Origin of the sequence: Methylosinus sp. KRF6 (genome assembly GCF_018887255.1) — a bacterium.
GTDB lineage: Bacteria > Pseudomonadota > Alphaproteobacteria > Rhizobiales > Beijerinckiaceae > Methylosinus > Methylosinus sporium.
In genome coordinates this window covers 1,424,419-1,446,540 of the sequence record NZ_JAHLJF010000001.1, presented here as the reverse complement: position 1 = coordinate 1,446,540, position 22,122 = coordinate 1,424,419, and the positions used below count along the sequence as shown (strand labels likewise).

At 63.5% G+C, this 22,122-nt stretch carries 24 protein-coding genes; 9 read left to right on the top strand and 15 right to left on the bottom strand.

Translation table 11 applies throughout. The features are described from left to right. Nucleotides 1-15 precede the first annotated feature (15 nt). Nucleotides 16-699, top strand: coding sequence for a type 1 glutamine amidotransferase domain-containing protein (locus KP010_RS06955; RefSeq protein ID WP_142863863.1), 684 nt, complete (start codon nt 16-18; stop codon nt 697-699). A gap of 84 nt (nt 700-783) precedes the next feature. On the opposite strand, the gene KP010_RS06950 is transcribed toward KP010_RS06955, so the two are convergent. The 8 genes from KP010_RS06950 to KP010_RS06915 all read right to left on the bottom strand — a co-directional run bounded on the left by KP010_RS06950 (nt 784) and on the right by KP010_RS06915 (nt 7,355). Then, nucleotides 784-2,091: a folylpolyglutamate synthase/dihydrofolate synthase family protein gene (locus tag KP010_RS06950; protein WP_142863864.1), complete on the bottom strand. Its 1,308-nt coding sequence runs from the start codon at nt 2,089-2,091 to the stop codon at nt 784-786. Between the two features lie 19 nt (nt 2,092-2,110). Beyond that, nucleotides 2,111-2,971, bottom strand: coding sequence for an acetyl-CoA carboxylase, carboxyltransferase subunit beta (accD, locus tag KP010_RS06945; protein ID WP_108916997.1), 861 nt, complete (start codon nt 2,969-2,971; stop codon nt 2,111-2,113). After that, nucleotides 2,968-3,879, bottom strand: coding sequence for a tryptophan synthase subunit alpha (trpA, locus tag KP010_RS06940; RefSeq protein WP_142863865.1), 912 nt, complete (start codon nt 3,877-3,879; stop codon nt 2,968-2,970). Before trpA ends, accD begins: the two co-directional genes overlap by 4 nt. 52 nt (nt 3,880-3,931) lie before the next feature. After that, nucleotides 3,932-4,264 (bottom strand): type II toxin-antitoxin system PemK/MazF family toxin, encoded by a 333-nt coding sequence (locus KP010_RS06935; RefSeq protein WP_142863866.1) that lies wholly within the window; start codon nt 4,262-4,264, stop codon nt 3,932-3,934. Then, entirely contained in the window at nt 4,264-4,515 is a 252-nt protein-coding gene (locus KP010_RS06930) for an AbrB/MazE/SpoVT family DNA-binding domain-containing protein (protein ID WP_142863867.1), read from the bottom strand. The genes KP010_RS06935 and KP010_RS06930 overlap by 1 nt, the downstream gene beginning before the upstream one ends. Nucleotides 4,516-4,572: 57 nt before the next feature. Next, on the bottom strand, nt 4,573-5,820 hold the full coding sequence (trpB, locus tag KP010_RS06925; protein WP_142863868.1) for a tryptophan synthase subunit beta: 1,248 nt from the start codon (nt 5,818-5,820) through the stop codon (nt 4,573-4,575). 407 nt (nt 5,821-6,227) lie between these two features. Further along, the gene (locus KP010_RS06920) at nt 6,228-6,641 is read right to left on the bottom strand and encodes a type II toxin-antitoxin system PemK/MazF family toxin (protein WP_142863869.1); all 414 of its coding nucleotides are present in this window, start codon (nt 6,639-6,641) and stop codon (nt 6,228-6,230) included. Between the two features lie 60 nt (nt 6,642-6,701). After that, nucleotides 6,702-7,355, bottom strand: a complete 654-nt coding sequence (locus tag KP010_RS06915; RefSeq protein ID WP_142863870.1) for a phosphoribosylanthranilate isomerase — start codon at nt 7,353-7,355, stop codon at nt 6,702-6,704. A 236-nt stretch (nt 7,356-7,591) separates the two neighbouring features. Between KP010_RS06915 and hpnH the strand changes: the two genes are divergently transcribed. Further along, nucleotides 7,592-8,743 carry an adenosyl-hopene transferase HpnH gene (gene hpnH / locus KP010_RS06910; RefSeq protein ID WP_216280699.1) on the top strand — a complete coding sequence of 384 codons (1,152 nt, stop codon included), beginning with the start codon at nt 7,592-7,594 and terminating at the stop codon, nt 8,741-8,743. Here hpnH and KP010_RS06905 read toward each other — a convergent pair. The 4 genes from KP010_RS06905 to KP010_RS06890 all read right to left on the bottom strand — a co-directional run bounded on the left by KP010_RS06905 (nt 8,684) and on the right by KP010_RS06890 (nt 12,222). Beyond that, entirely contained in the window at nt 8,684-9,394 is a 711-nt protein-coding gene (locus tag KP010_RS06905; protein ID WP_246659942.1) for a phosphorylase, read from the bottom strand. The genes hpnH and KP010_RS06905 overlap by 60 nt on opposite strands. A gap of 7 nt (nt 9,395-9,401) precedes the next feature. Beyond that, nucleotides 9,402-11,363 carry a squalene--hopene cyclase gene (gene shc, locus KP010_RS06900; RefSeq protein ID WP_142863872.1) on the bottom strand — a complete coding sequence of 654 codons (1,962 nt, stop codon included), beginning with the start codon at nt 11,361-11,363 and terminating at the stop codon, nt 9,402-9,404. Between the two features lie 73 nt (nt 11,364-11,436). After that, nucleotides 11,437-11,736: a helix-turn-helix domain-containing protein gene (locus KP010_RS06895; protein ID WP_142863873.1), complete on the bottom strand. Its 300-nt coding sequence runs from the start codon at nt 11,734-11,736 to the stop codon at nt 11,437-11,439. Between the two features lie 9 nt (nt 11,737-11,745). Beyond that, nucleotides 11,746-12,222, bottom strand: coding sequence for a hypothetical protein (locus KP010_RS06890; RefSeq protein ID WP_216280698.1), 477 nt, complete (start codon nt 12,220-12,222; stop codon nt 11,746-11,748). 159 nt (nt 12,223-12,381) lie between these two features. Here KP010_RS06890 and KP010_RS06885 point away from each other — a divergent pair, with 159 nt between their 5' ends. The 3 genes from KP010_RS06885 (at nt 12,382) to KP010_RS06875 (ending at nt 14,578) form a co-directional block, all read left to right on the top strand. Continuing rightward, on the top strand, nt 12,382-12,753 hold the full coding sequence (locus tag KP010_RS06885) for a Rieske (2Fe-2S) protein (RefSeq protein ID WP_142864263.1): 372 nt from the start codon (nt 12,382-12,384) through the stop codon (nt 12,751-12,753). A 91-nt stretch (nt 12,754-12,844) separates the two neighbouring features. Then, nucleotides 12,845-13,597, top strand: a complete 753-nt coding sequence (locus KP010_RS06880) for a hypothetical protein (RefSeq protein ID WP_142864264.1) — start codon at nt 12,845-12,847, stop codon at nt 13,595-13,597. Nucleotides 13,598-13,690: 93 nt separating this feature from the next. Further along, a complete protein-coding gene (locus KP010_RS06875; protein WP_142864265.1) occupies nt 13,691-14,578 on the top strand; it encodes a TetM/TetW/TetO/TetS family tetracycline resistance ribosomal protection protein in 888 nt (295 codons plus the stop codon). Nucleotides 14,579-14,618: 40 nt separating this feature from the next. On the opposite strand, the gene rpsD is transcribed toward KP010_RS06875, so the two are convergent. Beyond that, the gene (rpsD, locus tag KP010_RS06870) at nt 14,619-15,236 is read right to left on the bottom strand and encodes a 30S ribosomal protein S4 (protein ID WP_216280697.1); all 618 of its coding nucleotides are present in this window, start codon (nt 15,234-15,236) and stop codon (nt 14,619-14,621) included. A gap of 227 nt (nt 15,237-15,463) precedes the next feature. Here rpsD and KP010_RS06865 point away from each other — a divergent pair, with 227 nt between their 5' ends. Together KP010_RS06865 and KP010_RS06860 are read left to right on the top strand one after the other, a co-directional pair. Continuing rightward, nucleotides 15,464-15,610: a hypothetical protein gene (locus tag KP010_RS06865; RefSeq protein ID WP_158271796.1), complete on the top strand. Its 147-nt coding sequence runs from the start codon at nt 15,464-15,466 to the stop codon at nt 15,608-15,610. A 23-nt stretch (nt 15,611-15,633) separates the two neighbouring features. Further along, complete coding sequence (locus tag KP010_RS06860) at nt 15,634-16,437, top strand: class I SAM-dependent methyltransferase (protein WP_185966591.1); 804 nt, start codon at nt 15,634-15,636, stop codon at nt 16,435-16,437. Between the two features lie 13 nt (nt 16,438-16,450). Here KP010_RS06860 and KP010_RS06855 read toward each other — a convergent pair whose 3' ends face one another. Continuing rightward, entirely contained in the window at nt 16,451-17,245 is a 795-nt protein-coding gene (locus tag KP010_RS06855; RefSeq protein WP_142864267.1) for a YdcF family protein, read from the bottom strand. Between the two features lie 65 nt (nt 17,246-17,310). Beyond that, nucleotides 17,311-18,987 carry an electron transfer flavoprotein-ubiquinone oxidoreductase gene (locus KP010_RS06850; protein WP_185966592.1) on the bottom strand — a complete coding sequence of 559 codons (1,677 nt, stop codon included), beginning with the start codon at nt 18,985-18,987 and terminating at the stop codon, nt 17,311-17,313. Between the two features lie 619 nt (nt 18,988-19,606). Here KP010_RS06850 and KP010_RS06845 point away from each other — a divergent pair. Both KP010_RS06845 and KP010_RS06840 read left to right on the top strand, forming a co-directional pair. Then, complete coding sequence (locus KP010_RS06845; protein ID WP_142861332.1) at nt 19,607-19,978, top strand: hypothetical protein; 372 nt, start codon at nt 19,607-19,609, stop codon at nt 19,976-19,978. Nucleotides 19,979-20,078: 100 nt separating this feature from the next. Then, entirely contained in the window at nt 20,079-21,173 is a 1,095-nt protein-coding gene (locus KP010_RS06840) for a hypothetical protein (RefSeq protein ID WP_142861331.1), read from the top strand. The last annotated feature ends 949 nt before the right edge of the window (nt 21,174-22,122 follow it).

The following is a 22,122-nucleotide window of genomic DNA, read 5'->3' as shown; positions in this document are numbered from 1 at the left end:
CGACGGAGCGGCCCCATGAAAATTCTCATCGTGCTCACATCACATGATCGGCTCGGCGACACCGGCCGCAAGACCGGCTTCTGGCTGGAAGAGCTCGCCGCCCCTTATTACGCCTTTGAGGACGCCGGGGCGACGATCACGCTGGCCTCGCCGAAGGGCGGGCAGCCGCCGCTCGACCCCAAAAGCAATGAGCCGGACTTCCAGACCGACCTCACGCGACGCTTCGAGGCGGATGCGGCGGCGAAGGCGCAGCTCGCGCAGACGGTCCCGCTCGCCGACGTCCGTCAGGAGGATTTCGACACGGTCTTCTACCCCGGCGGCCATGGTCCGCTCTGGGATCTCGCCGAGGATGCGCATTCGATCGCGCTGCTCGAATCCTTCATTCGCGCGGGAAAGCCCATCGCCCTCGTCTGCCATGCGCCGGGCGTGCTGCGCCATGTGGGCGCGCCGGACGGACGGCCGCTGGTCGCGGGCAAAAAGGTGACGGGCTTCGCCAATAGCGAGGAGGAGGCCGTGGGCCTCGCCGGGGTCGTGCCGTTTCTGGTGGAGGACGAGCTGCGCGCAAAGGGCGGGCTCTTCTCGAAAGGCGCCGATTGGGCGCCTTATGTGGTGCAGGACGGATTGCTGATTACCGGACAGAATCCGGCGTCCTCCGGTCCGGCCGCCCGCAAGCTGCTGGAAGCGCTCGCGAAAGGGTGAGGCTCTTTCCGGCGCGGACCCTCATCCGACCCGGCTTCGCCGGGCCACCTTCTCCCGCAAGCGGGAGAAGGGAGAGGCGCCGCCTCACTCTATGACAGAGCCGTTCAGCGCCAGCACGCCGGCGGCGAGATAGAGCGAGCCGGCGATCAATATGCGCGGCGGAACCGCATAGCTGCGCTGCGCGATGATCGCCAGCGCCTCCTCGACGCTCTGCGCCGCCGTCGACCTCATGCCCTCGGCGCAGGCGAGCGCGGCGATCTCTTCCGGCGGCCAGCTCTTGTGCTCGCCTTCCACCGGCACGGCGACGACCTCGCCGGCGAGGCCGACGAAATGCCGGACTAGCGCGCGAATGTCCTTCGTCACCTGCGCGCCGCAGACGAAGACCAGCGGCCGGGCGTTCTTCTCCTCGAACTCGGCCATGGCCTCGGCGAGCACGCGGCCGCCGTCGTCATTATGGCCGCCGTCGAGCCAGACTTCCGAGCCCGGCGGAACCAGATCCGCCACCCGTCCGCGCGAGAGCAATTGCAGCCGCGCCGGCCATTCGGCGCGGGTGAGGCCCGCCTCGATATGTTCGGCGCCGATATGCGGCGCCACGGCGCGCAGCGCAGCTATGGCGCCGGCGGCGTTGGCCTGCTGATGCCGGCCGGGCAGGCGCGGCAGCGGCAGATCGAGCAGGCCGCGCTCGTCCTCATAGACGAAGCGGCCATTCTCCTCGCGAATATGGAAATCCTCGCCGGCGATGGAGAGCGGCGCGCCGACGCGCCGCGCCTCGCGCTCCAGCACGTCGCGGGCGCCGTCATGCTGCTGAAAGCCGATGATCGCGGGCGCGCCGCGCTTGAAAATGCCAGCCTTCTCATAGGCGATTTTCTCGATCGTATCGCCGAGAAACTCGGGATGATCGCGCGAGATAGAGGTGATGATCGTCGCCTTCGGGCTCGCGATCACATTGGTCGAATCATAGCGCCCGCCGAGGCCCGTCTCCAGCAGCAGCCAATCGGCCTTCTCCTCGGCGAAGAGCATGAAGGCGGCGACCGTCGTGATCTCGAAGAAGGTGATGGGCCGCTGGCCGTTGGCGCGCTCGCACTCCTCCAGCGCGCGCGTCAGCCGCGCGTCGTCGACGAGCGTTCCGGCGAGGCGGATGCGCTCGTTGAAGCGCAAGAGATGCGGCGAGGTATAGACGTGAACGCGCTGGCCGGCGGCCTCCAGAATGGCGCGCAGAAACGCCAGCGTCGAGCCTTTGCCATTGGTGCCGGCGACATGGATGATCGGCGGCAGCCGGCGCTCGGGATGGCCCATTTCGGCCAGCAGCCATTCGGTCCGTCCGAGCGACAGATCGATCTTCTTGGGATGAAGGTCCAGCAAGCGCGTCAGAATCGCGTCGCGCTGATCCATGATATCGGCTTTCGTTCCGTCAGGCCGCGCGGCGCGGCGCTTTGGTCAGCAGCGCGCAGAGCCGGGCCAGCGTCTCGCGCATTTCCGTGCGCGGCACCACCATATCCACCATGCCGTGGTCGCGCAGATATTCGGCGCGCTGGAAGCCCTCGGGCAGCTTCTCGCGAATCGTCTGCTCGATGACGCGCGCGCCGGCGAAGCCGATGATCGCGCCGGGCTCGGCGATGTGAATGTCGCCCAGCATGGCGTAGGAGGCGGTGACGCCGCCGGTCGTCGGATTGGTGAGCACGACGATATAGGGCAGGCGCGCCTCGCGCAGCCGGCGCACGGCGATTGTGGTGCGCGGCATCTGCATCAGCGAGAACATGCCTTCCTGCATTCGCGCGCCGCCGGAGGCGGTAAAGATGATGAAGGGCGTGCGCTTTTCTATCGCGTGCGTCATGCCGGCGATGATCGCCTCGCCCGCCGCCATGCCGAGCGAGCCGCCCATGAACTCGAAGTCCTGCACGGCGACAGTGACGGCGGCGCCTTCGAGCTTGCCATAGGCGATCGTCACCGCGTCCTGATGGCCGGTCTTGAGGCGATATTCCTTGATCTTGTCGACATAGCGCTTGATGTCGCGGAATTTCAGCGGATCGCTCGGCACGTCCGGCGTCGGCGCCACCTCATGCTCGCCATTGTCGAAGAGGCTGGCGAGCCGCGCCTCCACCGGTATGCGCATGTGATAGCCGGAGCCGGGCACGACATAGAGATTGTCCTCTATGTCCTTGTGGAACACCAGCTGGCCGCTCTCCGGGCATTTGACCCAAGCGTTCTCCGGCGCCTCGCGCTTGATGAGAGCTTTGATCTTGGGCGGAACGACGTTGGAATACCAGTTCATGACCAGAGCCTCGCGAGCGCCCCCAAGGCGGATTTCAGCGAGAAGGGCTCGTCCTTCTTCGCCTCTTGCGCCCGCGCGCTGCGCACGCCGCGGGAGAGATCGGCGACGAGGCTCGTGACCGCCTCCACCGTCCGCGGACCGGCGCGATTTTCCGCGTCGAGCGATTTGGCCAGCGCATCGACCAGCGCCGTGCCCACCACCACGCCATCGGCGTAGCGCGCAATGGCGGCGGCGTTCGCCGCCGTCTTGACGCCGAAGCCGACGGCGATGGGCAGAGGCGTGCTGCGCTTGATGCGCGCGACCGCCTCCGACACGCCCGAATAATCCGAGAGCGCCGCGCCGGTGATGCCGGTGAGCGACACATAATAGACGAATCCGCTCGTGTTTTCGAGCACTTTGGGCAGGCGCTTGTCATCCGTGGTGGGCGTCGCCAGGCGGATGAAATTGAGCCCCGCCGCGCGCGCCGGCAGGCACAGCTCGGCGTCCTCCTCGGCCGGAAGATCGACGATGATGAGCCCGTCGACGCCGGCCGCCTTCGCCTCCTCGAGGAAAGCGGGCACGCCATGCACATAGACCGGGTTGTAATAGCCCATCAGCACGATCGGCGTCGCCTGATCCTGCGCGCGGAAGGCGCGGACGAGTTCGAGCGTCTTGTTCAGCGTCATGCCCGACTTCAGCGCCCGGAGGCCGGCCGCCTGAATCGCGGGGCCGTCGGCCATGGGGTCGGTGAAGGGAATGCCGAGCTCGATCACGTCGGCGCCGGCCTCGGGCAGGCTCTTCAATAGAGCGAGCGAGGTCTCGAGGTCCGGGTCGCCGGCCATGACGAAGGTCACGAGGGCGGCGCGGCCCTCGGCGCGCAGGGCTTCGAAGCGGGCGTCGATGCGTGTGGTCGTGGCGGCGGAAGTCATGGCCGCAGGCGATAGCATAGGGGAGGGCGAAGGGGAATGGCGGGGTTGGGCGTCATTCCAGCAATGTCGAGAGCCGGGCGATCACCTCATTGACGATATAGTCGGGAGCGCTCTCGAGCTTGCGGGCGCCGCGGGCGCGCAGATCCAGCGTCCGCGCCTGATCGCAGCGGACGACGCCATCGGTCGAAAGTCCGCTGCCCGTGAGCGGAACCGTGAAGCCGGTTGCGCGAGCGAAACCGCCCCCGCCGGTGATCGGCACGCAGAGCGGGGCTCCGGTGTGCCGGTTGAAGCGGCTCGCCGAAACGATCATCACGCAACGGCGGCCTTTTTGCTCACGACCTTCGGTCGGATCGAGATCGACGAGGTAGATATCGCCTCGATCCATCAGAGAAGTTCGCGGCCGACGGGCGGCGAATTCATCCAAGCTTCGTCTCGGTCGGAGACAGAAGGAGCCTCTTCGGACAAAAGCTCGTCGAGGGAATAGCGGCGCTGGGGTTGCGGCTCGATGATCAGGCGGCCGCCCTCGACCGAAAGGCCGACGGTCGATTCGGCCGCGAGCTCGAGCGCGTTGAGCATGGCGGGCGGAACCGCCACCATGATCGAGCCGCCGACTTTTCGTAGCTTGGCCGTCTGCATAGTCCTGCCTTTTAGAATTATACAAAAATATAACCCTAGCCGGACCCGCCGGCAAGCTCACATCCCGCCCAAATGCTCCGCCACGGCGAAAATATCCTTGTCGCCGCGTCCGCACAGATTCATCACCATCAGATGATCCTGCGACTTCTGCGGCGCCAGCTCCATGACCTTGGCCAGCGCATGGGAGGGCTCCAGCGCGGGGATGATGCCCTCGAGCTTGGAGCAGAGCTGGAAGGCGGCGAGCGCTTCCTTGTCGGTGGCGGAGAGATAGGTCACGCGGCCGATGTCGCGCAGCCAGGAATGCTCCGGGCCGATGCCCGGATAATCGAGGCCGGCGGAGATCGAATGGCCTTCGAGAATCTGGCCGTCGTCGTCCATCAGCAGATAGGTGCGATTGCCGTGCAGCACGCCCGGCCGTCCGCCCGCCAGCGAGGCGGCGTGGCCGTTCTCGACGTCCAGGCCATGGCCGGCGGCTTCCACGCCGTAAATCTCCACCGAAGCGTCGTCGAGGAAGGGGTGGAACAGGCCGATGGCGTTGGAGCCGCCGCCGATGCAGGCGACCAGCGAATCGGGAAGCCGACCTTCCGCCTCGAGCATTTGCGCCTTCGCCTCATTGCCGATCACCGATTGGAAATCGCGCACCATGGCGGGGTAGGGATGCGGGCCGGCGGCGGTGCCGATGCAATAGAAAGTGTCGGAGACATTGGTGACCCAGTCGCGCAGCGCCTCGTTCATCGCGTCTTTCAGCGTGCGCGCGCCGGACTGCACCGGGCGGACCTCGGCGCCCAGCATTTTCATGCGGAAGACATTGGGCTTTTGCCGCTCGACATCGACCGCGCCCATATAGACGACGCAATCGAGGCCGAAGCGCGCGCAGGCGGTGGCGGTGGCGACGCCGTGCTGGCCGGCGCCGGTCTCGGCGATGATGCGCTTCTTGCCCATGCGGCGGGCGAGCAGAATCTGGCCGAGCACATTGTTGATCTTATGCGCGCCGGTGTGGTTCAGCTCGTCGCGCTTGAAATAGATTTTGGCGCCGCCCTGGCCGCCCACCGCCGCCGTGAGGCCGCGCAAATATTCGGTCATGCGCTCGGCGTAATAGAGCGGGCTCGGCCGGCCGACATAATGCTTCAGCAGACTGTCCAGCTCGGCCTGGAAGGAGGGGTCGGCCTTGGCCTCCCCATAGGCGCGCTCGAGGTCGAGGATGAGCGGCATCAAGGTCTCGGCGACGAAGCGGCCGCCGAACAGGCCGAAGCGGCCATTCTCGTCCGGGCCGTTGCGGAAGGAATTGGGGGTCTGCTCGTTCAACGCCGTTCGTCCTCGGGGCTGTTCGCTGCCGGTCTCTTTCAGAGCCGACTCTCATAGACGTTCGGCTGTCAGGATGAAAGCGTCGGCGTCCTCTCGTTTGAAGTCGATGTCCCCTGATCGCGCGGGGACGCTCGATTCGGACGCGGGGAAGAGACGGAGCCGCTCGCTCGGAGTTCGCGCATGTTGCAGCGAATTACTCTCGAAGATAAACGAAAGGGGACCTTTTCGGTCCCCTTCGCCTTTCACTCTCCTCGCGGAGAAACGGACACCCTTTCGGGGCCGCAGGTAACGTTACATCTAGCGATGGTCGCTAATTCCGTCAACGGAAAACTCGTTGTTCGAGAACGCGGGCGGCCTCCATAAAAGTCAATCGAGCTTTGGAAGCCAAGCCATGAGCTTATCGATTATCACCTGAATTCCTGAATATCGAGCCGAGGCGTGTTCTTTCCCCAGAGCATCTGAAGTCTGGCCGTCGAAACCGTGTGGGGGTGGTTGCAGACGACGTAGGAGACCTTTCCCTTCTCGATCTCGAGCGACAGCTTGTGCGCCCATCTCCCGCTCTCGCCTTCCTGTGGGTCTGTGGATGTGGGGAGGACGAGGCAGTGCCCAGTGAGCGTATGCTTGAACGACACAATGACGGCAGGGCGTGTCTTACCCATTTCGGGCAAAATGGGCTCCATTCCGAAGTCGCACCAATAAATTTGGCGAATGGCCGGAACGGCTTTAATTCGCGGGCGAATACGGCGAGGCTTGTATTCAGAACCGGTTCCGGCGGATTTTATTGCATTACCGGGCGTCTGCGGCCTTTCTTCATCGTTCATTTTCGAGAATGCCCCCGATAAATTCGATCGTTCTACGCAAACGCCGGCGAATTTCGTGCGCTAGAAAAACGCTCCGCCTTTTCGCGCCGCCGCGACGAAGGCCGCGATCTTCGCTTCGTCCTTCACGCCCCGCTCGCGCTCCACCCCGGACGACACGTCCACCGCCGGCGCGCCGGTGAGCCGCAGCGCCTCCGCCACATTGGCGGGGTCGAGGCCGCCGGAGAGCATCCAGTCGCCGCTGCTGTAGCCGCGCATCAGCTCCCAATCGAAGACGGTCCCGGCCCCGCCGGGGACGGCGGCGTTCGGCGCGGGCTTGGCGTCGAAGAGGAGAATGTCGGCGACCTCCCGAAAGGCCGCAGCGCTGGAAACATCCGCGGCGCCGGCGACGCCGATCGCCTTGATGACGGGCAGGCCGAAACGCGCCTTCACGGCGGCGACGCGCTCTCGCGTCTCCCGGCCGTGCAATTGCAGAAGATCCGGCGCGAGAGCCGCCACGATGGCGTCGAGCGTGGAGTCGTCCGCGTCGACGGTGAGCGCCACTTTGCGGATGCGTTCCTGCGCGACCCGGCCGAGTTCCCGCGCCGTCTCGAGCGTGATGTGGCGAGGGCTTTTCTCGAAGAAGACGAAGCCGGCCATATCCGCGCCGGCGGCGATCGTGGCCTCGAGCATCGGCAGGGTGGACAAGCCGCAGATTTTGACGATCACGCCGGCCAAGCTTCCCTCTCGCGGCTTCCGTAACGGGGCGGCTACCCTATCATGATCCGCTCGGGCCTGAAAAACGCCATATCCTCGAGGCGAAGTCGCCGCAGCCGGCGATCTCGGCCGCCGGTTTGCGCAGTCGAGCTTTCGTGTTAGACGGAACGTTCCGACGCTGTGTTTCTCGCGCGTCGAAGCCGGGCGGCCTCCGCGCCGCTCTGTCGAAGAGCCGGTCCCTGGAAGGAACAGCTTTCTTGTCCATTCCGCTTCGCTACATCATGTCGATCGGGGGCTATATCCTCCGCCAGCATCTCGCAGGCCGGAAGCGCTATCCGCTGGTGCTGATGCTCGAGCCGCTGTTTCGCTGCAATCTCGCCTGCGCCGGCTGCGGCAAGATCGACTATCCGGACCATATTCTCGACAAGCGCCTCTCGGCGCAGGACTGCCTGGCCTCGGTGGACGAATGCGGCGCGCCGGTCGTCGTCATCGCCGGCGGCGAGCCGCTGCTGCACAAGGAGCTGCCGCAGATCGTCGAAGGCATAATGGCGCGCAAGAAATTCGCCATCGTCTGCACCAATGCGCTGCTGCTCGCCAAGAAGATCGATCAGTATAAGCCTAGCCCCTATTTCACCTGGTCGATCCATCTCGACGGCGACGAGGAGATGCATGATCGCGCGGTGAGCCAGACGGGCGTCTACAAGCGCGCCGTCGAGGCGATCAAGCTGGCGAAGTCGAAAGGCTTCCGCGTCACCATCAACAGCACCTTCTTCCAGGACGCCGATCCGGCCCGCGTCGCCGATTTCTTCGACGAGGTGAAGCGCATCGGCATAGACGGCATGACGGTGTCGCCGGGCTACGCCTATGAGCGCGCGCCCAATCAGGCGCATTTCCTCAATCGCGCCCGCACCAAGGAGCTGTTCCGCGGCATTCTGAAGCGCGGACGCGGCGGACGTGATTGGTCCTTCGTGCAGTCGGGCCTGTTCCTCGACTTTCTGGCCGGCAATCAGACCTATCATTGCACGCCCTGGGGCAATCCGGCGCGCACCGTCTTCGGCTGGCAGCGTCCCTGCTATCTCCTGGGCGAGGGCTATGCTCAGAGCTTCAAGCAGCTGATGGACGAGACCGATTGGGACTCCTACGGCGTCGGCAATTACGAGAAATGCGCCGATTGCATGGTCCATTGCGGCTTCGAGGCCACGGCGGTGAAGGACGCCGTCGCGCGTCCGTGGAAGGCGGCGCTGGTCGCTCTGCGCGGCGTGAGGACGGAAGGCGATTTCGCGCCCGACATCTCGCTCGAGAAGCAGCGGCCGGCGCAATATGTCTTCGACAAGAATGTCGCGACGCTCTCAGAGCTCCGAGAGGCCGAGGCTAAGGAGCGGGCCGAGAAGACGCCCACAGCGGCCTAAGGTCGCCGAGGATTTGCGAAAGTCCAGACCGGCGAGAATGAGATCGCCGATCTGGCGCGGCTCGCGGGCGAGATCGCGAAACACGGCGCGGAAATCGACGCCGCCGTCCGGCGTGACGGCGGAGGTGGCCAGCGGCGGCAGCGCCCGCGCCGCCGGATCGTTGACGACGCGCACCACGGCGAGTGGCAGGCGCCGGCGCTCAGCGAATTCCGCGGCGATATGCGTCTCCATATCGACGACGGCGGCGCCGGTCTTTTTTCGCAGCGCCGCCTTTCCCTGGGGATCGAGCACGGGCGCTTCGACGCCGGCGATGACGCCCGCGACGATTTTGCCGCCCGAGGCGCCGAGGCCTTCGCTCAAAATGGACGAGAGCTCGGCGCTGGTCTCATAGCGCTTGTCCTCCGCGACGACGGAGGAGCCGATGACGACGTCGCCCGGCCGCAGCGCCGGATCGAGTCCGCCCGCTATGCCGAAGCTGACGACGCCGGCGAGCGCGAAGCCCTGCGTGCGCTCGAGCGCGGCGCGCAGGCCCTCTGTGTCGGCGCCGCTGCAAATCGGCACCAGACCTTCGCCCTCGGCGCAGGCGCGCTCGCTGAGCAGCCCCGTGATGATGAGGAAGCGCGGGGGCTCCACCTCATCCGGGCCGTCCAAGCGACGATTAGAGTCCGGTCTGGACAATTTTGCTGTTGCCCCTCTCGAGGTTACGATAGCGCGCGAGCGCCCACAGCGGGAAGAATTTCGCGTAGCCGTGATAGCGCAGATAGAAGACGCGCGGGAAGCCCGTGGCGGTGAAGCGCTCCTCCTTCCACAGTCCTTCCTTGTCCTGATTGGCCTGCAGATAGGCGACGCCGCGGGCGACCGCCGGATGGCCGACCTCGCCCGCCGCCATCAGCGCCAGCACGCCCCAGGCCGTTTGCGAGGCCGTGCTCGGCGCTTTCTCATAGCCGCGATAGTCGAGCTTATAGCTGTCTCCATCCTCGCCCCAGCCGCCGTCCTCGTTCTGGATCGCGACGAGCCAATCGACGGCGCGGCGCATGGCGCGATGTTCCGGCTTCAGCCCGGCGGCGTTGAGCGCGCAGAGCGTCGACCAGGTCCCGTATATATAGTTCATTCCCCAGCGGCCGAACCAGCTGCCGTCCGGCTCCTGCTCGGCGAGGAGATAATCGACGCCGGCTTTCATGCGGGGGCTGGTTTCGATCGTGTCGCCGAGTTGCGCCAGCATGGAGACGCAGCGGGCCGAGACGTCCGATGTCGGCGGATCGAGCAGCGCGCCATGATCGGCGAAGGGAATGTGGTTGAGATAATAATATTCATTGTCGGCGTCGAAGGCGCCCCAGCCGCCATTCTTGCTCTGCAGCCCCTCGACCCATTCGCGCGCGCGGGCGATGCGCTCGTCATAGGGCCGGTCGGAGCGGCCGGCGTAGGAGCGATCCATCGCCGTCACCACCACGGCGGTGTCGTCGACATCGGGATAATAGGCGTTGGCGTATTGGAAGGCCCAGCCGCCGGGGCGCACATTCGGCCGCTGCACGGCCCAATCGCCCTTCACATCCAGCACTTGCAGCGGCGCGAGCCAATCGAGCCCGGCGCGGGCGCGCGCCTCCTCCTCCTCGCCGCCGACCTCGAGCAGCGTATGGCAGGCGAGCGCCGTGTCCCACACGGGCGAGACGCAGGGCTGGCAATAGGCCTCGTCTTCCTTGATCACCAGCAGGCGCTCGATCGATTCGCGCGCCAGTCTCACCCGCTCGTCATCGGCGGGAACGCCGAGCACGTCATACATCAGCAGGCTGTTGACCATTGCGGGGAAAATGGCGCCGAGCCCGTCGACGCCATTGAGCCGCTCGGTGACGAAGGCTTCCGCCGCTTTTATCGCGCGCCGGCGCGGGCCTTTCGGAAACAAAGGCTCGGCGGCGCGCAGCAGTCTGTCGATCGCGCCGAACATCGCGACCAGCGCCGGATGCTGATGCGCGCCGGTCGGCCATTTCTTCACCTCGTTCGGCGGGGTGGCGAAGAGCTCGCCGATATGTACGCCGAGGCGATTGACCGCCTGCGGCTTCAGCGTCTGCAGCACCAGCAGCGGCACGAGGACGGTGCGGCCCCAATAGGAAATCTTGTCGATATGGAAGGGAAACCATTTCGGCAGCAGCATGATCTCCACCGGCATGGCCGGCACGCCGCGCCAGGGAATCTCGCCATAGAGCGCCAGCAGCGCGCGGGTGAAGACATTGCTGCGCGCCGCGCCGCCATGGGCGAGGATCGCCTCCCGCGCCTGCTTCATATGGGGCGCGTCTCTATCGTCGCCGATCATTTTCAGCGCGAAATAGGCCTTCACGCTGGCGCTCATATCGAAGGCGCCTTCGTGGAACAAAGGCCAGCCGCCATGCGCGCCCTGAATGCGGCGCAGATAAACGGCGATTTTGCCCTCGAGCGCGTGATCGATCGGCTCGTCGCGGAAATGGCGCATCAGCACATATTCGGCGGGAATGGTGGCGTCGGCCTCGAGCTCGAAGCACCAATGGCCGTCGCCTTTGGCGAGCGCGCGCAGCGCGCCGGACGCGCGCGCGATGCTCTGGTCGAGCGCGTCGTCGCGCTTCGGCTCGATCGCAAGGGCGGCGGTCATATCTTCGCGCTCCATCGCAGTTCGGTCATCACGATCCCTTCGTCTCTTTTTTCAAAAGAATGGTCTATCCGCGTCACAGACGCGCGACGCGCAGCGCCGGAGCCTCCGCGCCGTTCGGCGGCTTGACGACGATCTCGACGTCCTGCCCCAGCGCCACCAGAAAACGCAGCAGCCGCTCGACCGAGAATTGGCGGAAATCGCCGCGCAGCATTTTGGAGACGTCCGGCTGCTTGACGCCGAGCAGGCCGGCGGCCTCCACCTGCTTCAAGCCGCGCTCCTTCATCAGCCGGCCGATCTTGCCGATGAGCTGCGCTTTGAGCGCGTTTTCCGCGCCGTAGGGCGAGGTTTCATAAGTCTCAGGACAATCCCGCATCTTCGCCGCTCAGTGCAGGAAAAGCTTGTAGAAGAGGGCGACCTCGAATGCGAGGGTGAAGCCGAGCATCCATTTTACCAATGCGAACTCGCCGTCGAGACGGGCAATCTTCATGTCGAGCCGGTGATCGACTGCGTCGATCTTCGAGCCGAGACTATGTTCTAAGCTGTCAATTCTCCCGCCGAGCTCGTGCTTTGCAGCCTCGAGGTCGGACTTCACGCTGTCGATGCGCGCGCCGAGCTCGGACTTCACGCCACCGATCTGTGCGCCGAGCTCGTGCTTCGCAGCCTCGAGGTCGGACTTCACGCCGTCGATGCGCGCGCCGAGCTCGGACTTCACGCCACCGATCTGTGTGCCGAGCTCGTGCTTCGCCGCCTCGAGATCGGCCTTGGTGGCCGCCTGCGAGTCGATGAGCTCGGCGAGCGCCGTCACTTGCTCCGTCGAGAAGCCGGCTGCTTGGAGCTTCAAGATTGCCGATGCGCTCATCTCGCCGCTGGTCTCCGTCTGAAATTCCTCTCGTTCAATATGGTGATCTAACCATATCGTCAAGCGTCGGATCAGGCTGGCTCATCGCTTGCTACCCGATTTCACGGGTCCGCTCCGGGTCGCACGGAGCGTGGATGTTTGTTCGAAAGGGGTCAGCCCATGGACGATCTGTTTGTGATTTGTCGCACAGGCCACATAGAGGACGGCCAAGCCCATGGCTTTGTCCTGATGCGCGCCTATGACAACGGCGACACCAATCCGTGGCCGATCCTCATCACCCGCAAGGGCAACAATTTCTACGGCTTCGAGAACTCCTGCCCGCATGAGCAGATGCGTCTCGACACCTCGCCCGGCAATTTCCTCGACGAGTCGGGCAATTTCATCGAATGCGGGCGGCATCACGCCCAATTCGATCTCGACACCGGCCATTGCTTCATCGGCCCGTGCCAAGGCGGAAAGCTGACGCCTCTCTCGCTCGTGATCGACGATGGCGACGTCTGCATCACCGGCGTGATGCTGGCGGACGAGTGAGGACGGGCGCCGCGCCCGAGAGAGGGGCTCGGGCGCGAGCGCCCAAGCATAGACCTGGGACAGCAAAGACTGGGGACAGGAAGGATATTCCATGACGGACATGGCGGAACTGCAAAAGCGCAAGCAGCCTCTCAATCTGGCGATCGTCTATGTCGATCCCGACGCCTTCATCGCCAATTATGTGGGCTGGCTGGAGATCACGACCTTCATCACCGCGCTGCGCGCCGGCGATGTGACGGTTCCCGCCGATGGCGTGACGCCCAAGCTCACGGACCAGCAATTGAAGGCCGCCGCGGCGGTGACTTACGGCGGCGACGCGGTCTTCGCCTTCTTCATGACGGCCGCGCTCAAGGGCGACAAGGCGGCCGCCGACAAGGTCGAGGCGGCGCTCACCGAGGCCCTGGGCAAGGACTTCCCCGGCTCGACCTCGCTATGGGCCTTCCGCACGCCGATGGACCCGCCCATCAGCCTCGAGGATCACGTCGGCGCCGCCGGCAAGAAGATGCTGCTCGGCGACATTCCGCCGCCGCCCATGCGCGCCAAGGAGAATTGGAACGCGGGCATTCGCTTCTTCGAAGCTGCGCGCAAGTCCAACTTCGTCCATGAGATCATGTATCCGCTGGCGCTGTGGAGCCGCGAGCGCTGGACGGAGACGCTGGAGAAGGGCATCTCCTTCCTCACCCATATCGAGGACAACGTCCCCGTGCTGCGCGAGGTGCTCGAGGAAAAGCGCAATGATCAGGCATTCGTCGCCAATCTGCTGCTGAAATTGGCGCCCGCCATCGACCAAGAGCTGACCGAGGATATGGAGGGCTTCCTGCGCTCTCTGGCGCGCCGCAACTGAACCGGCTCGAGCGCGGCGTATGACTTACTGTCATACGCCGCGGCTAGCCTCCCTCCTCCCGATTCGCCGCCGGCGCGGGAGAAGTGGGAGGCCATGATGATCAATTCGCCGCTGCTCGTCTCGGTGACGATAGAGCCCAAGCACGAAGATGATTGGGAAGAACTCGTCGAAGCGCTGGCGCGCCTCTCCGCCGGCGCTTCGGGACTGCGCATCTCGGACCTCGATGTGATCGACGGAACGCGCGCGCTGCTCGAGGCCGCCAGCGAGGAGCGGCTGAAAGAGACCATCGCCCGATTTCTGGAGCTGTCGCCGGTGGAGGCGATCGTCGGCGCGCCGCGCGTCGCCTATCGCGAGCGCCTGTCGCGCCGCCAGGAGATCGATTTCACCCATAAGCGGCCCGGCCAATACGCCCGCGTGAAGCTGGTCTTCGATCCCGATGGCGCAGGCGGCGAGATTTTTGAAAATCGCGCGCCCGCGAGCGCGGTCCCGGCCGAATTCGTCGATGGCGTGGAGCGCGGCGTCGTTTCCGTGGCGGGGACGGGCGTCATTCTCGGTTGTCCGGTGGTGGAGATGAAGGCCGTGCTGGTGGACGGCGCCGGCCATGGCTCGGATTCATCGGTGCTCGCCTTCGAGATCGCCGCGCGCGCCGCGACGCGGGAGGCTCTCGCCAAGAGCAGCGAATTGCTGGAGCCGATCATGAGCGTCGAAGTCACGGCGCCCAATGACAGCGCGGAAGCGGTGATCGCGGACTTGCGCGGGCGGCGCGCGCAGGCGCTGAAGGCGCAGCAGGGCGACGAGACCACTCGGATAACGGCGACCGCGCCGCTCGCGGAACTGCTCGGCTATGGCGAGGCGCTGAGCGCGCTGACCAAGGGCCGCGCGAACTCTAGTTTGCGGTTCGTCCATTATGCGCCGACGACGCCGGGCGATGACACGCCCTTCCGTCCCGCCGCGGCCGTGCGGCCGAGCGCCGCGGTCTGAAAAAGCGCCGGCCCGAAAGCTCCGGGCCGGCGAATGTCGATCAGCGCGAGTAGAACTCGATGACGAGGTTCGGCTCCATCTGCACCGGATAGGGCACTTCGGAGGGGAGCGGCACGCGCGTGAGCTTGGCCGTCATCTTCTGATGGTCGACCTCGTAATATTCCGGCACGTCGCGCTCGGAGAGGCCGGCCGCCTCGAGGACGATGAGGATCTGCCTGGAGCTCTCCTTCACCTCGACGACGTCGCCCGGCTTCACCAGATAGGACGGAATGTTCACCCGGCGGCCATTCACCGTGATGTGGCCGTGGTTGATGAACTGCCGCGAGGCGAAGACGGTCGGCACGAATTTGGCGCGATAGACCACGGCGTCGAGACGGCGCTCGAGCAGGCCGATCAGATTGTCTCCCGAGTCGCCCTTCAGCCGGATGGCCTCCGCATAATATTTGCGGAACTGCTTCTCGGAGATATTGCCGTAATAGCCCTTGAGCTTCTGCTTGGCCTTGAGCTGCGTGCCGAAGTCGGAAGGCTTGCCCTTGCGGCGCTGGCCGTGCTGGCCGGGGCCGTATTCGCGACGGTTCACCGGGCTCTTCGGGCGGCCCCAGATGTTCTGTCCGAGACGGCGGTCGATTTTATATTTGGCTTCGGCGCGCTTCGTCACTTGCCGGCGTCCTCTTTTTTTCGCAGCCTCGCACAAGCGCGAAAACGAGACGCCGCGCCCGGCCTCGGTCAGAGGCCAGCGTCGCCGAACCACGTTCCCGCGCGACGAGGTCATGCCTCTCGCGTCAAAAGAACGCGCCCTCCTCTGCCGGAATTCCGGCCGACAGGCCTTTTTTACGAAAGGCCACGGGTGCGGGCCGGCGAAGGTTTCCCCGCGCCGGACCTGGGGTGATTATCCGCGCCCTTGGCGGAAGTCAACAATTTTGCGCCGAGCGCGATTTCGTCATGCGGCCGGAAGCGGCGATCGCGGGCGCCTCGCGCTTTTCACGGATTGCCGACGAAATCCGCCGTCGCTACGACTTTGGGCGGCTCTGACCGGTTCAGCGGGGGGAGACGGCATGTCCGATTGGCGTCGCCGATTGTATGACCATTATGTCTCGAGCGAACAGGGCGGGGCGAGCTCTTCGAGCGGCTACCGTTCCGAAGCGCCATTCATCAATCATCTGATTGCGCGCCACCTCCCGGCCGACCGCGATATTCGTATTCTGGATTTGGGGTGCGGCGCCGGCGGCGCGATATTTTGGCTGAAAAAGGCCGGCTATCGCAATGTGGCGGGCGTCGATTCCTCGCCGGAAATGGTCGCCGCCGCCGCAAAGGGCGGCGTTCACGAAGTGAAGCTCGGCGATTTGCGAGAAGAATTGAAAAACACCGCCGACAACTCTGTCGATCTCGTCATCGTCATCGACGTTCTGGAACATATGAGCCGGGAGGTTTTGTTCGAGGCGTGCGGCGATATTTTCCGGGTGCTGCGGCCGGGCGGACATATCATCGCCCATGTCCCCAATGCCGAGGGCATTTTCGGCTCACGGAGCTTATATGGCGATCTGACCCATGAATTGGCCTTCACCTCGACGTCCGTGCGACAGCTCTTTCTGACGATCGGCTTCCGCGAAATCGAATGCTATGAGGACAAGCCCAGGCCACATAATTTGAAAAGTGGTCTCAGAGCGCTCGTCTGGCAGATCGGGTCGACCCTGTTTCGCGCGCTCCATGCAGCGGAGACGGGGTCGTTCGACTGCATTTTGTCGCAGAATCTACTGGCGATCGCGAAAGCGCCGAGAACGTTTTCGAGCGAACCGGGAACCGGTTCGCGTGAAGAAAACACGACCGAACAAAGGGCGATCCGAACCGGAGCGACTTGAGGCCTCGTTTCGTTCAGGGCCCGGGAAACAGCGCGTCGGTCTTGCCGCTCAAACGATAGGCGACGAGGCCGACCCACTCATGCGTGGCGAGATCGGTCAGGCGGAGCATATCCGCCGCATTTTTGTGAAGGCTGATATCCGTCCAATATCCCCGCGTGCGATAGGCGACAGGGTAGGGGATCGCCGGAAATTCGACGCGCCGGAAAATACCGACCGAGCGCGGCATATGCATCGCCGATGTGACCAGGAGCCAGCGTTCGCCCGGCTTCGGCGCCGCCAGCTCGCGAGAGAAGACGGCGTTCTCGAAAGTATTGCGCGATTTGTCCTCGAGGATGAGCCGCGCCGGATCGACGCCCATTTGCTCGAAGAAACGCCCGGCGACCTGCGCCTCGGAATAGGGCGAGCCGCGCAGCGCCGCCGAGCCGCCAGTGAAGAGGAGGCGCGCTTTCGGATAGCGGCGGGCCAATTCGACGGCGGCGGTCAGGCGCTCGGCGGCGTCATTGAAGGCGACGCCGCCGCGCGCCATGCTGATGTTCTCGTCGAAGGCGCCGCCGAGCACGATGATCCCGTCCGGCGCGGGGCTATCGGGCGCCGGCCGCGCGAAGCGATTCTCCAAGGGGAGCGCCAGATAGATCGCGAGCGGCGAGAAGGACATGACGACGAGGGCGAATATCCCCGCCGTCGCCAGCGCACGGCCCGTCTTGGCGAAGCGCGTGAACAGCAGAACGACGCCGCTCGCGGCCAGCAATATGGCGACATGCGCCGGATTGAAGAAAAATTGGCCGATCTTGGAAAGAAGAAAGAACATCGTCGCTCGCAATGGCCGGGGCGGTCGGCGGGCGCGCTGTCCGCGCCCGCCGTCGTTCGCATGGCTCACATATTCGGATAATTCGGGCCGCCGCCGCCCTCCGGCGGAACCCAATTTATGTTCTGCGCCGGGTCCTTGATGTCGCAAGTCTTGCAGTGCACGCAATTCTGCGCGTTGATGACGAAGCGCGGATCGCTCTTCGTCGCCTCCTCCGCATAGACCACCTCATAGACGCCCGCCGGGCAGTAGAGCCGCGCCGGCTCGCCATAGATCGGCAGATTCTTCTCGATCGGGATCGAAGGATCGGCGAGCTTCAGATGGCACGGCTGATCCTCCTCATGGTTCGTGTTGGAGACGAACACGGAGGAGAGCTTGTCGAAGACCACTTTGCTGGTGAGCTTCGGATAGACGATCGGCGTCACCTGCGAGAGCGGCTTCAGGCAGGCGTAATCCGGCTTGCCATGCTTCAGCGTGCCGAAGATCGAGAAGCCGAACAGCTCATTCGTCCACATGTCGAAGCCGCCGAGCGCAATGCCGAGCTTGGTGCCGAATTTCGACAGCAGCGGCTTCACATTGCGGACCGGCTTCAAATCCTTGCCGATGTCGCTCGTGCGCCAGGCGGCGTCATAGGCCGAAACCTCGTCATGCGCGCGGCCTTCCGCCAGCGCCGCCGCCACATGATCGGCGGCGAGAATCCCGGACAGCACGGCGTTGTGCGAGCCCTTTATGCGCGGGACATTCATGAAGCCGGCCGAGCAGCCGATCAGCGCGCCGCCGGGGAAGGTCAATTTCGGCACGCTCTGCCAGCCGCCCGAGGTCAGCGCGCGCGCGCCATAGGCGAGGCGCTGCCCGCCTTCCAGCACCGGCGCGATGGCGGGATGCGCCTTGAAGCGCTGGAACTCGTCGAAGGGCGAGAGCGTCGGATTGGAATAGTTGAGATAGACGACGAAACCGACCGAAACCAGATCCTCGTCGAAATGATAGAGGAAGGAGCCGCCGCCGGTGTCGTCGGCGAGCGGCCAGCCGACCGAATGCTGCATATGGCCGGGGCGGTGCTTCTCCTTGGGGATGCGCCACAGCTCCTTGAGGCCGATGCTGAATTTCTGCGGCTCGCTGTTCGCGTCGAGCGCGTATTTCTTCAGCAGCTGCTTGGCCAGCGAGCCGCGCGCGCCTTCCGCGATCAGCGTATATTTGCCGCGCAGCTCCATGCCGCGGGTAAAGCTGTCCTTGGGCGCGCCGTCGCGGCCGACGCCCATATCGCCCGTGGCGACGCCCAGCACCTCGCCCTTTTCGCCATAGAGCAGCTCCGCGCCGGCGAAGCCCGGATAGATTTCGACGCCGAGCCCCTCCGCCTCCTGCGCCAGAAAGCGCACGACGTTGGCGAGCGAGCCGATGAACTTGCCTTCATTGCTCATCAGCTTCGGATTGATGACATGCGGGATGGTGACGGCGCTGGTCGAGGTCAGCCAGAACATGTCGTCGCTGGTCACTTTTGTCTTCAGCGGCGCGTCGTCGCGGCCGCGCCAGTCCGGCAGCAGGCGGTCGAGGCCGATCGGATCGATGACAGCGCCGGAGAGGATATGCGCGCCGGGCTCCGAGCCCTTCTCGATGACGACGACCGAGAGGTCGGGCGAAATCTGCTTGAGGCGGATCGCGGCGGAGAGGCCGGCCGGGCCGGCTCCGACGATCACGACGTCGTAATCCATAGCTTCGCGCGGGGGCAATTCTTCTGTCTCAGCCATCGTCTTTCCCATTTCCGGGCGCGGTCCCTTTCGGGCGCAGTTCGAGGCGCGAGGGGCAGGCCCTCGCGTCGGCGAATTTTAGAATGAGAGCGATTTCATGTTTTTTCGAAAGAGGAAACCCCCGGGCCATGGATTTGGGGCAAGTTTTTCGCCCCGCGCTCGGCGACGGCGCATCGAATGCACCTATCCTCCTCGCCCCCGCGACGTCATGGCCGGGCTCGTCCAGGACGAGCCCGGCCATGACGGCGGATGGGTGTCGCGGTTAGCGCGTAGGCTCGAATCTCGTCGACGCGCCATTTCGAGACATTTTGACTTACATGCAAGCTAACTTCCGGCTGATTTTGGGATCGTGCGAATTGTGCGCCTATGAGGAAGCTGCCCGTTTACGCGTCTTCCGCCACGGCGCTTGCATGGTCGTTTCCGCACTGGCTCCGAGGGCAAAAATTCGCTAACATTGTCGTTGCGTTTGTCGTTGCGTTTGTCGTTGAGAGTCTTTGCGGCCGTGTGTCGACGCATCTGCTAGCGCGGTGCGGATGGGGATACCCAGAAGTTTTTGTACGACTGAGCGTCCATTTCACGAAATTTGTTCAATGCAAGGGAGTGTGAAATGATACTTCGAATGCTTATTCTCTCTGGTGCCGTCAGTGCTTGGTCGTTCCTTACGCCAGCTATGGCGCAATCTTCCCATCCGACTTCCGAAACTACCAAACCCATTCCTTTGGATCCATCGAAATGCCACTCAAAAGGGAAGAAGACGTTCTGCCCATCTTTCACCTTAACAGAGCTGCAATTTGAAGCGTACCAAAAGAAAATTAAAGGGACGCTTAATCTTACGACTCCATCAATTACCAAGGGCGTTGGTCCAGGAGAAGGGTGCCCATCATACTGTGTTAACATCAATGGGCTTTGTTCATGCCCGAAAGTCATCCCGCCTAGAGTCTTAGATTCTGCCGAATTTGAAGCGCTGAAAGAGGCAGCAAAGATTAAATAGTGTTTTGCACTGTTGTAGACTAGCAACGGCGCAGTGCTTAGAAATGTTTTGATATTTTCGTGAATGCCATTAGCCGGCTACGCCCGAGAGGGTAAGAAAAATGAAATTTCGATCGATCCATTTTTTTTCTGCTTTTATATTGCCCTGTTTCTTGCCCTGTTTCTTGGTGGGTTGCGGCATCAGGACTCCTGACATTGCAGAGCCTTGGGATCAAGATATTCCGGCAGGCACATTTGGAAGCGAGCAGAAGCAGAAATTTTCCGCAACCGCTCAAATAGAATACGAGGTAAAGAAGCGTATATTTTGTGATCTCAAAGAGGCCGTTCAGGCTGCAAATGCCCTTACAGCAACAGAAGGAAAAAAAACTCGACCATTGCTACCTAATGATTGGGGAGTGCAGGTAAGTATTAGTCTTGCAGTTGATGAAATTTTAGCGCTTAATCCAGGTATAAATTTTAATACGCCCATCCATAACGGAATTGTGAATTTTGTTGGAGAATATATAGGCCCGGCTACTATCGCTGGCGGTGGATTATTTACTGGTGCTCCGGCAGCACAGACTTATGGGCCATTGAGCCTATCACAAAGCTATGCTCTTGGGCTCGGAGGCACGCTTTCGTCTACTGCTTCTCGAACTGATACCTTCAACCCCTATTGGTCGGTCGGGCATTTGATGGAACCGAACACCGAGACATCCGATTGTCGGAGGGATCCATTTGTCGCCAAAGGCGCGACTCCGGCATCAAGTTCGCCGTTCATTTTAGAAAGCGATTTGGGAATCAAAGACTGGCTCGTTGGCGCAATGATAACGAATACCACCTTGCATTCCGTCGATGTTCCTCAATCCTTTTCAGTCGCAGATTCTAAGTCCAGTGCGGGAAAATCTCGGATGAAACCTTCCGGGAAAAGTTCACCTAAAAAATCCCTAGGTTTTACTAAAGGTCAGGTAGACACTGTTACTTTGGAGCTCAAATTCCTAATTGTATCAAGCGGGAATATAACCCCGACTTGGAGACTCGTGCGCGTGAGCGCCAACATAGGGAACCTACCCCTTTTTAATACGGGGCGGACACGCACGCACGACGTCATTATAACAATTGGCCCAAACAATGAAACCTCAGCTTGGGCCTTCAACTCCGCGCAGATTGGCCGAGCTGTTGGAGCAGCTACGAGAACTCCCATCCCACTACAGTGAGACGATGAAGTGCAAAGCGGTGGCGCCAATTGTTTATCGAGAAACTTCGATCGCTACTTTGACGCTGAGTGAAAGACGGAGCTTGGCGGTAGCCTGTCGACGAGCCTCTGAGCGGCCAGGGGCAAGGGGTCGGATTGTGCGGTCGGGCGCTCAAGGACAGAACGGATATGGGTTGGCGGCTCGTTGTAGCCGCGCGACGCGCAACTTTGCGCTTCGCCGCCAACGGAGGGGCTGCTTCTGATCACAAGCCGAATCTCCCGACCGCCGGCCCCTTGACGCATCCTGAAAATATTCCTATATCTGCCCTCGCTCCCGCCGACGCAAGGGCGCGTTTCTCGGGTCAGGGAACGCGGGCGGGGGCCGGCTCCATCCGGGACGGCGACCCCCGTCCATGGACAGGCGGCGCGTCGCCGGAACGGCGTTTCTCTCCCGTCCATAGGGAAGAGCGAGAGCCGTTCCGTGAGCCCAAGCCTTCGGAAGCGATCGGATCTTGAATGCGAAAGCCCAGGATTCGCGGGTCTGAATGCGCCTCGGGACGTCGACGAGAAGGCAAAGCCGCGTTTCGGGACGCTCCGGAACCGACAGAATTTTTATAGCGCTGCGGCCGAAAGGGGCCGGAGCGTCCCGAGCCGCCCCTCCTCCCCCGCCGCCGCGAGGCGCCGGGCGCTTCGGCGCGAGAGGATGATAATCCTATTTCGAAGCCGTCGCGCATGGGATAAACGGGAAGGGCGTTTCCACCTCCCCCTCGAGGGGGGAGGTCGAGCGCCGAAGGCGATCGGGAGGGGGTGACTCCCCGAGTCTTTGCCGTTGCACCCCACCCCGTCCGGCTTCGCCGGTCGACCCTCCCCCGGAAGGGGAGGGTGGAGCGGGGTTGGACCGAGATTTGTCGCCGGAAGAGGCGTTTCCACCTCCCCCTCGAGGGGGGAGGTCGAGCGCCGAAGGCGATCGG

Excerpts from the sequence above, each read along its gene's own strand:
- KP010_RS06885 (WP_142864263.1), top strand. The coding sequence starts at position 12,382 with ATGGACGATCTGTTTGTGATTTGTCGCACAGGCCACATAGAGGACGGC.
- KP010_RS06855 (WP_142864267.1), bottom strand. The coding sequence starts at position 17,245 with ATGTTCTTTCTTCTTTCCAAGATCGGCCAATTTTTCTTCAATCCGGCG.
- KP010_RS06845 (WP_142861332.1), top strand. The coding sequence starts at position 19,607 with ATGCTTATTCTCTCTGGTGCCGTCAGTGCTTGGTCGTTCCTTACGCCA.
- KP010_RS06930 (WP_142863867.1), bottom strand. The coding sequence starts at position 4,515 with ATGCAGACGGCCAAGCTACGAAAAGTCGGCGGCTCGATCATGGTGGCG.
- KP010_RS06950 (WP_142863864.1), bottom strand. The coding sequence starts at position 2,091 with ATGGATCAGCGCGACGCGATTCTGACGCGCTTGCTGGACCTTCATCCC.
- KP010_RS06875 (WP_142864265.1), top strand. The coding sequence starts at position 13,691 with ATGATGATCAATTCGCCGCTGCTCGTCTCGGTGACGATAGAGCCCAAG.
- shc (WP_142863872.1), bottom strand. The coding sequence starts at position 11,363 with ATGACCGCCGCCCTTGCGATCGAGCCGAAGCGCGACGACGCGCTCGAC.
- KP010_RS06935 (WP_142863866.1), bottom strand. The coding sequence starts at position 4,264 with ATGGATCGAGGCGATATCTACCTCGTCGATCTCGATCCGACCGAAGGT.
- accD (WP_108916997.1), bottom strand. The coding sequence starts at position 2,971 with ATGAACTGGTATTCCAACGTCGTTCCGCCCAAGATCAAAGCTCTCATC.
- KP010_RS06955 (WP_142863863.1), top strand. The coding sequence starts at position 16 with ATGAAAATTCTCATCGTGCTCACATCACATGATCGGCTCGGCGACACC.
- KP010_RS06840 (WP_142861331.1), top strand. The coding sequence starts at position 20,079 with ATGAAATTTCGATCGATCCATTTTTTTTCTGCTTTTATATTGCCCTGT.
- trpA (WP_142863865.1), bottom strand. The coding sequence starts at position 3,879 with ATGACTTCCGCCGCCACGACCACACGCATCGACGCCCGCTTCGAAGCC.
- KP010_RS06860 (WP_185966591.1), top strand. The coding sequence starts at position 15,634 with ATGTCCGATTGGCGTCGCCGATTGTATGACCATTATGTCTCGAGCGAA.
- KP010_RS06890 (WP_216280698.1), bottom strand. The coding sequence starts at position 12,222 with ATGAGCGCATCGGCAATCTTGAAGCTCCAAGCAGCCGGCTTCTCGACG.
- KP010_RS06850 (WP_185966592.1), bottom strand. The coding sequence starts at position 18,987 with ATGGCTGAGACAGAAGAATTGCCCCCGCGCGAAGCTATGGATTACGAC.
- KP010_RS06920 (WP_142863869.1), bottom strand. The coding sequence starts at position 6,641 with ATGAACGATGAAGAAAGGCCGCAGACGCCCGGTAATGCAATAAAATCC.
- KP010_RS06880 (WP_142864264.1), top strand. The coding sequence starts at position 12,845 with ATGACGGACATGGCGGAACTGCAAAAGCGCAAGCAGCCTCTCAATCTG.
- KP010_RS06895 (WP_142863873.1), bottom strand. The coding sequence starts at position 11,736 with ATGCGGGATTGTCCTGAGACTTATGAAACCTCGCCCTACGGCGCGGAA.